The following is an 8359-nucleotide window of genomic DNA, read 5'->3' as shown; positions in this document are numbered from 1 at the left end:
GTGCTCGTGGGGCAGGGGTACCAGGGGGCGGCGGCGAAGAAGCGCGCGAAGCAGTACTGGCAGAAGAACCTGGCGACGTGGAAGGACGCGCCGCAGCCGATGCTGGCGGACGTGGATCTGGACGTGGACCTGGAGCCGGAGGCGGGCGCCTTCCGCATGAAGGGCACGTACACGCTGGTGAACCGGCATGACGTGCCGCTGAAGCGCTTCGCCCTCAGCGGGGGCGATGCGTGGACGGACGTGCGCTGGACGTTGGAGGGGAAGGACTCGACGCCGGAGGACCGCGTCGGCTTGTATGTCTTCACGCCGTCCGCGCCGCTCGCGCCCGGGGCCTCGCTGAAGGTGGGCTTCCAGTACCAGGGCCACGTGCCGGACGGCGTGTCGCGCGCGGGCGGCGAGCTCAAGGAGTTCATCCTGCCCTCGGGCGTGGTGCTCACGAGCGAGGAGCCCACGTTCGCGCCGGTGGTGGGCTACCAGGAGGAGCGGGGCGTGGACCGCAAGGAGAACCACTACGAGCCGCGCGTGTACCCGGACGACTTCTACGAAGGGCCCACGGAGGCCGCCTGGGGCAGCGGCCTGCCGTTCCCCTTCCGGATCCGCCTCTCCGGACCGGAGGCCTACACGCTCAACTCCGTGGGCGTGCGTGAGAGCGACACGGTGAAGGACGGGCGCCGCACCACGGTGTGGAAGAGCGACCACCCGGTGAGCTTCTTCAACGTCATCGCGGGGAAGTGGACCCGGGTGGATGGAGCAGGCACGACGGTGTTCCACCACCCGGCGCATGGCTACAACGTGAAGGAGATGTCGCGGGGGCTGGAGGCGGCGCGCCGGTACTACTCGGAGTGGTTCCACCCGTTCCCGTGGAAGGAGTTGAAGCTGTCGGAGTTCGCCGGCCTGGCCAACTACGCGCAGGGCTTCCCCACGGACATCACGTTCTCGGAGTCCATCGGGTTCCTCACGCGCACGACGCCGGAGTCGAACGCGGTGCTGCTCGTCACCGCGCACGAGGCCGCGCACCAGTGGTGGGGCAACCTGCTCATCCCCGGCAAGGGGCCGGGCGGCAATGTGCTGTCGGAGGGGCTGTCGCACTACTCGGCGCTGAAGCTCATTGAGCAGCTCGACGGACCGGAGGCGCGCGCGCAGAACGCAAAGCGGATGGAGGAGCGCTACGCGAAGGACCGGCGCGTGGACGGAGAGCAGCCGCTGGTGAAGCTGGACGGCTCGCGCGAGGGCGACACGGTGGTCCTCTACGAGAAGGGCGGCTGGACGTTCCTGATGCTGGAGGAGCTGATGGGCCGGCCCGCGATGCACGCGGGGCTCCACGCCTTCCTCCAGCGGTATATGAACAACGAGGACCACCCGGTGCTGCAGGACTTCCTCGCGGTGATGCGCCCCTTCGCGCCGGACGCGGCGGCCTTCGACGCGTTCACCCGCCAGGCCTTCTTCGAGGTGGTGGTGCCCGAGTACCGCGTCACGGAGACGACGGTGACGAAGGAGGGCGCGCAATGGGTGACCACGGCGACGGTGACGAACGTGGGCACCGGCCGCATGCCCGTGGACGTGGCGGTGGTGAAGGGCGAGCGCGCCGCGAAGGACTTCCACGAGGCCCGGGTTCGGCTGGAGCCCGTCGCGGGAGTCTCTGCGCGGGTAACGGTGCGCTCGGACTTCGCGCCGGAGCGGCTGGTGGTGGATCCGGACGTGCGCGTGCTCCAGCTCCGCCGCGAGCAGGCCCTGGCCCCGCTCACCGTTCCGTGACGCGATGACATGACACGCTGACAGGGGCGCGTCCGCGCGCTCCCGTCACCTTGTCACGGTGTCGGGCCCCATGCCCCGTCGCTCCCTCTGGGAACGGGCTGGCACATCGCTTGCGAAGGGCTCCCGCACGACGGACCGCGAGGGTCCGCACGCGTGACGGGGTGTGAGCACATGGTGACGTTCCAGCAGTGGAGCTTGTTGTTGGTGTCGTTGGTGTCGACGTCGGTGCTCGCGGAGGAGGGCATCACGACGGGGACGTTTCCCGTGGCGCATCGCAACGTGGTGACGCTGTCGGTGCCCCTCCAGGGCCTGGACCCGCAGGTGGCGCTCGAAGGGGAGCACGTGCTGGGAGAGCGCGTCTCCGTGGGGCTGGGGGTGAGCGCGTACTTCACGAAGGAACAGGTGCGGGTGGAACCACGAGAGCTTTACGGCATCGGGGCGTCGCGCGCCAAGGTCTACGAGTTGGGCCTGGCCCCCTCGATGCGCTTCTACCTGACGGGCACGGCGCCGCGGGGCCTGTGGGTGTCGCCACGCGTGGAGGTGGGCTACGGGCAGGCCTCCTACACGTTCGGAGACGACAAGATCCCCAATGGCTCCATCGAAAGCGGGTCGGATGAGTGGTTCCTGGGGGCCATGGGCGTCGTGGGCTACAGCGTGGTGCTGGAGCCTGGCTTCACCCTGCAAGGCGGGGTCGGCGTGGGCGCCCGGCGTACAGTCGCTTCTGTCGACAGTGGCAGTTTGTCGGGTGGCGTCCTCAGCGTCAGCCACTCCGAACGGACCACCTGGAGGTTCACCGAGCGCCTCGTGCTCAACGTGGGCTGGGCCTTCTGATGCGTTCCGGTCTCAGGGTTCGCGAGGCTGTGCGCTCACGGTCCACGGCGTGCGCGTGGTGTCCACCAGCAGCAACTGGAGGTCCCAGGCACCGGGCGCGGCGCCGGGCAGGTCGGTGGCCACGGCGAAGACCCGCGTGTCCGGCCTGGGCGTCACGTTGAAGCGCGCGCGCGGTGAGCGGTTGGCGTCGTCCGACGGCACCACGCCCAGCGTCAAGGTGCCCCCCGAAGGCAGCGGCAAGCCGTCCGGTGCGGTGGCGGAAGCGAAGGGCACTCCGAGGAATGGGGCGTCGGGCAGCACGCGGCGCTCCGAGCCCAGCGGTCCCACGTCGACAACGGGCGCGTCCGACGCCGCGTGCACCCAGCGCAGCCGCAGGTTGCTGGGGTCGTTCGCGAAGCGCTCCGTGAGGGGCAGCACCGTGAACGCAGGCATGGAGGGACTGGAAGGTGCGAGGTAGCCCGCGGCGACCATGAGGTAGCGCTCACCGGGCACGAGCAGCGGCGTCGTGGCCGAGGCGACCGGAGCCGTCGTGGGCCGCGAAGCGCCCGGAGTGCTGGCGAAGAAGTCCAGCGCGTAGGTGCCCGGCGGCACCTGCAGCGACGTGGACAGCGCGCCGTAGGGCAGGGCGTCGGACAGCTCGAGGTCGCGGGTGAAGAGGTCCAGCGCGGGCGCGTCCGGCGAAGCGTTCAGCACGTACAGCGTCGGGTTCTGGCGGAGGATGGCGAGGGTGCCGTCGCGGCCGGCGGTGAGCAGCGAGAAGCTGTCGCCCGCGCGCGCGGGTTCGGAGACGAGCCCGGTGGCGACGATGAGCGTGTCGGTGCCGGAGCCGAGCGCGGGCACGGTGAACGACGTCAGCACCTTGCCCGCGTTGCCCGTGACGAGCCCCACCTGGAGCGCGGCGCCCGAGGGCACCACCAGGGCCTGCTCGCCCGAGTCCTGGAAGCGCCCGAGCGAAGCCACCTCCACGGAGCCGTCATTGCCCAGGTCGACGCCCACTGTCGGCGCATCCGCGCCCGCGTGGACGACGCGCACGCGCGCCTGTCCCTGGTCCGCGGGCACCGTGTTGTCGCGCAGGAGCAGCGTGCGCAGCGCCGCGTTGGAGTCCGTCGAACCGGCCTGGCCCGCGGCGACCACCGTCCAGCGCGTCCCGGCGTCCAGGCGCACCGGGGTGGAGGCGAAGGCGGGTGAGCCCGGGGCCGCGCCCGCGGGACGCAATTCGACCGTCACGGCGCCCGGCTCCCGCGTGAGGTAGGGCGTGGTGGCGCCATAGGCCACGGCCCGGGCCACGGGCGTGGGATTGCCGGCGAGGTACACGTCCATCGCGGGCGCGCCGGGCGCGGCCTGCACGAGGCGGAGCTGCGCGGTGGTGGTGGGAACGAGCACCGGCCCGTCCTGGGTGGGGTCCGAGCCGGGGTCGTCCGCATCGCCTCCGCCGCACGCGGGCGCGAGCGCGCCCAGCGAAGTGAGCGCGACGACGAGCAGTGTCTTCCCCCGCATCCAGGCCATGTCGAAGTCCCCTCCTCGGCGGGCCGCGAACGCGGCGCGACACCGATATCGACCGCTGTAGGGTGCGAACCCTCCCACACCCGGGCTACCCCCCACGGGCCGGGACTGTCCGCTCCCGACGTTGTGCACCGGTGCACGTCGCAACCCATGGGCATCACGGGCCTGTGTCCGGAACGTGGGCCATCCGGTGTTCAACACGCATCACCGGAGCCTGGCGGGGGGCACGGCGGGGGGCGCGGCGGCGCTGGTAGGGTCCGCCGCACCATGACCTTCGCGTCCCTTCCGCTCCTCGTGTCCCTGCTCGCGGCGCAGGCGCCCGCGCCGACGCCCCCGAAGCCGGCGCCCGCCGCGACGGCCCCCTCCGCCGTCCCGGGCCTCGCGCCGCTGCCCGGCCAGCCCAACCTCCTGGCGCTGGGGGTGCCGCCGGTGCCGCCCGAGCTGGCCGAGCGCGTCCAGCAGTACCTGGAGTCCCGCGCCGCGCAGCTCCTGGACGTGAGCGCGGACGGGAAGCAGGTGCTCATCTCGACGCGCTTCGCGGACGTCAACCAGCTCCACGTGGTGGAGCTGCCGCTGGGCGCGCGCACGCAGCTCACCTTCACGAAGGAGCCCATCAACAAGGCGCGCTTCCTGCCGGGCGACCCGCGCCAGGTCTTCTACCTCCAGGACAAGGGCGGCGGAGAGTTCTTCCAGCTGTTCCGGTTGGATCGGCTCACGGGGCGCTCGGAGCTGCTGACGGACGGCAAGAGCCGGCACGAGGCGCTGGTGGTGTCGAAGGACGGGCGCTGGATCGCGTACGCGGGCACGGGGCGCAACGGCAAGGACACCGACGTGTACGTGGCGCCCACCGCGGAGCCGAGGAAGGCGAAGCTCGTGACGCAGGTGGCGGGGAGCTGGGTGCCGCTGGACTTCTCGCGCGACGGCTCGAAGCTGCTGGTGCGGCAGTACCGCGCGACGGACGACTCGGACCTGAGCGTGGTGGACCTGAAGACGAACGCGCGCACGCAGCTCACGCCGAAGGAGGGCAAGGGCAGCGTCGATGCCGCCGTCTTCACGCAGGACGGGCAGGGCGTGTACCTGTCCACGGACCGTTACAGCGACTTCGCGGAGGTGTACCGGCTGCCGCTGACGGGTACGCCTCCGGCGGCGCCGCCGTCGCTGACGAAGTCGGTGCGCTGGAACGTGGAGCACCTGGAGCTTTCCGCGGACGGGCGGAGGCTGGCGGTGGCCGCCAACGAGGAGGGCTATGGCCGGCTGTACCTGCTGGACACGCGCACGCAGGCGCTCGCGCCGGTGGAGACGCCGCGCGGGGTGATTTCGCAGATCCGCTTCCCGCCGGGGCGCTCGGACCGGGTGGCGTTCTCGCTGTCGTCGGCGCGGGTGCCCATGGACATCTTCATGGTGGACCTGGGCACGAAGAAGACGACGCGCTGGACACAGTCGGAGACGGGCGGGCTGTCGCCGGAGCTGTTCGTGGAGCCGGAGCTGGTGCGCTATCCGTCCACGGACGGGGTGAAGGTGCCGGCGCTCCTGTACCGGCCGCGGGACGTGAAGGGGCCGCTGCCGGTGGTGGTGCTGTTCCACGGCGGGCCGGAGAGCCAGAGCGTGCCGAGCTTCAACGTGCAGGTGCAGTTGATGGCGACGGAGCTGGGGATGGCGGTGCTGGTGCCCAACGTGCGCGGCTCGGACGGCTACGGCAAGGCGTACCGGGCGATGGATGACGGCGTGAAGCGCGAGCAGAGCCTGGCGGACATCGGCGCGACGCTGGACTTCATCGCCACGAGGCCGGAGCTGGACGCGGCGCGGGTGGGGGTCTACGGCGGCTCATACGGGGGCTACATGACGCTGGCCGCGGTGACGTTCTTCCCGGAGCGCATCAAGGCGGCGGTGGACGTGGTGGGCATCTCGTCGCTGCCGTCGTTCCTGCAGAACACGCAGGCGTACCGCAGGGACCTGCGGCGCGCGGAGTACGGCGACGAGCGGGACCCGGCGGTGCGCAAGGTGCAGGAGCGCATCTCGCCCCTGGGGTCGGTGGAGCGGATCCGCGCGGCACTCTTCGTGCAGCAGGGGGCGAATGACCCGCGTGTGCCCAGGTCGGAGGCGGAGCAGATCGTCCAGGCGGCGCGGGTGAAGGGCTCGGACGTCTGGTACCTGCTGGCCACGGACGAGGGCCACGGTTTCCAGAAGAAGGCCAACCGGGACCTGGCCCAGACGACGGCGCTGATGTTCTTCCAGAAGCACCTGGGGAGCCCGGCCGCAGGGCCGCCGAGCGGGGCGGCAGGAGGGAAGTAGCCTCCCCCGCGCAGCCATTGCACGAGCGACCGATACGTTCCCCGGCGTGGGCGTTACACATTGGCGATGATGACGACAGGGGGCCCGGGCGGGCCCCGGAGGACCGTGTTCATGAGGCGCTACAGCCAGTCGTTTCGTCGGGGTGGGGTGGTGCTGGGGTTGCTCGCGGGAGTCGGCGGAGCGGTCGCGGTGGCCCAGGAGAACCTCTCTTTCGACATCGCGCGGGGGCAGTTCAACCTGCGGATCACGCAGGACGATGTAACGGGTCCCTCGTTCCAGGTGTCCCGGTTGCCGGGGGAGCTGCGCGGGCGGGTGACGGACCTGCCGGTGACGTTGAGGCTGGAGGACGGGGAGGTGAAGGGGAACATCGGCACGTCCCTGGTGAACCTGGACGTGAAGAAGGAGGGCGGGGTGCTGGAGGCGAAGGGTGGCTTCTGGAGCCGCCCCGTGACGCTGAAGCTGTCGCAGGACGAGCTGAAGGTCTACGTGCACGACTGCACGTACCGGCTGAAGGCGAGGGAGCCGGGCAGGGTCTATGAAGGCAAGCGGAGCTGTGACCGCGCCTTCGTGCCGCCCACGGTGATCACCCTGCCGGTAGGCTTCTACGCGGCCTCGCCCGAGGAACAGGCCTCGCTGCTGCTCCTGGCGCTGTAATCATGAACGGCACCCGGTGAACCCGCGCACGCTGTCCCTGCTCATCACCCTCGCCGCATGCGTGTTCGCGGTGGGCACGGCCGTGTGGCTCGCATGGCCGGGACCGGACCTCACCGCCCAGGCCGACCTTTCTGAGCAGCCCGTCCAGTTGCGCCTCGATGCCAGCTGCCGCGACCGCCCCTGTCCCCAGGGCCAGCGCTGCGCCGAGGACGCTCCGGGCGACGTACCCTCCTGTCACCCCTTCGTGGGTCCCGCCTGCCTGGACGCCGCGCCCTGCGCCAAGAACCAGGACTGCCTGCGCGGCTTCGCGGAGCCCAGCCTCGACACCCAGGCCTTCGAATGTCGCGCCCGCTGTGACGACCGCACACCCTGTGCCCCGGGTCTCTCCTGCGACGCGGCCAGCGGCTACTGCTTCCAGCCCTGCGACGGCGATGGCGACTGCGCCGCCCCCGAGCGCTGCCACGCCCTGCACCCGCGCGCCCCCCAGCGGGGCTGCGGCTTCATCGCGGAAGGGCTCCCCACCTTCCTCCGCCGCTGAAGGCCCGCCTCACCCGCGCGGCAGCTCCACGAGGAACGTCGAGCCCTCGCCCAGCACGCTGTCCACCTCGATGTGGCCGCCCATCGCCTCGATGATCTGCCGGGCGATCCACAGCCCCAGCCCGAAGCCGCCGTAGTTGCGCTCGGACACCGCGCGCTCGAAGCGGTGGAACAGGCGCGGCAGGTGCTCGGTCGCGATGCCGATGCCGCCGTCCTTCACCCGCAGCAGCACCTTGGCCTCCGTCACCTCCAGCTCCACGCGCACCGGGTTGCCCCGCCCGTACTTCAGCGCGTTGGACAGCAGGTTCGTGAGCACCTGGTCCAACCGCAGCCGGTCCCACTGCCCGCGCGCCTCCGGCGCCAGCGACAGCTCCAGCGGCGTGCCCGTGCGCGCGTACTCCGGCTCGAAGCGCTCGGCCACCTCCCGCACCAGCGCGCCCAGCTCCAGCGGCACCCGCACCAGCTCCAGCTTCCCCGCGCTCAGGCGCGACACGTCCAGCAGGTCGTTCACCAGCAGCGTCTGCCGCTTCACCTGCCGGTCCACCCGCTCCAGCCCCCGCTTGAGTCGCTCCGGGTCGAACTGCGCCCCCGAACGCGCAAGCCCCGCGAGCAGGCTCTGCACCTGGAGCTGCAGCGCGCTGATGGGCGTCTTCAGCTCATGGCTCGCGATGGACAGGAACTCCTCGCGCAGGCGGATGGCGTGGCGCGCGTCCCGGTAGAGGCTCGCGTTGTCCAGCGCCAGCGCCGCCCGCCGGGCCAATTCCTGCGCCAGCGCCAGGTCCTGCGC

The 8359-nt window shown here is 71.4% G+C and carries 7 protein-coding genes; 5 read left to right on the top strand and 2 right to left on the bottom strand.

What is annotated here, in order from left to right:
* Positions 1-1755, top strand: a 1755-nt coding sequence (locus D7V93_RS45320; RefSeq protein ID WP_158623904.1) for a M1 family aminopeptidase, incomplete at its 5' end; no start/stop codon positions are given.
* Between the two features lie 171 nt (positions 1756-1926).
* Entirely contained in the window at positions 1927-2586 is a 660-nt protein-coding gene (locus D7V93_RS31280) for a hypothetical protein (protein ID WP_120646868.1), read from the top strand.
* A gap of 12 nt (positions 2587-2598) precedes the next feature.
* On the opposite strand, the gene D7V93_RS31275 is transcribed toward D7V93_RS31280, so the two are convergent.
* Complete coding sequence (locus tag D7V93_RS31275; protein ID WP_120646867.1) at positions 2599-4092, bottom strand: DUF4397 domain-containing protein; 1494 nt, start codon at positions 4090-4092, stop codon at positions 2599-2601.
* Between the two features lie 264 nt (positions 4093-4356).
* On the opposite strand from D7V93_RS31275, the gene D7V93_RS31270 reads away from it, so the two are divergent.
* The 3 genes from D7V93_RS31270 to D7V93_RS31260 all read left to right on the top strand — a co-directional run bounded on the left by D7V93_RS31270 (position 4357) and on the right by D7V93_RS31260 (position 7573).
* Positions 4357-6381, top strand: coding sequence for a S9 family peptidase (locus D7V93_RS31270; RefSeq protein ID WP_120646866.1), 2025 nt, complete (start codon positions 4357-4359; stop codon positions 6379-6381).
* Positions 6382-6492: 111 nt separating this feature from the next.
* Positions 6493-7035 carry a hypothetical protein gene (locus tag D7V93_RS31265; RefSeq protein ID WP_120646870.1) on the top strand — a complete coding sequence of 181 codons (543 nt, stop codon included), beginning with the start codon at positions 6493-6495 and terminating at the stop codon, positions 7033-7035.
* Between the two features lie 16 nt (positions 7036-7051).
* On the top strand, positions 7052-7573 hold the full coding sequence (locus D7V93_RS31260; RefSeq protein WP_120646865.1) for a hypothetical protein: 522 nt from the start codon (positions 7052-7054) through the stop codon (positions 7571-7573).
* Between the two features lie 9 nt (positions 7574-7582).
* On the opposite strand, the gene D7V93_RS31255 is transcribed toward D7V93_RS31260, so the two are convergent.
* The coding region (locus tag D7V93_RS31255; RefSeq protein ID WP_147451429.1) for a sensor histidine kinase at positions 7583-8359 on the bottom strand (777 nt) is incomplete at its 5' end.

It is taken from the genome of Corallococcus llansteffanensis, from assembly GCF_003612055.1.
Lineage (GTDB): Bacteria > Myxococcota > Myxococcia > Myxococcales > Myxococcaceae > Corallococcus > Corallococcus llansteffanensis.
Note: the sequence above shows the minus strand (reverse complement) of the source record. Positions and strands in the feature narration are given on the sequence as shown.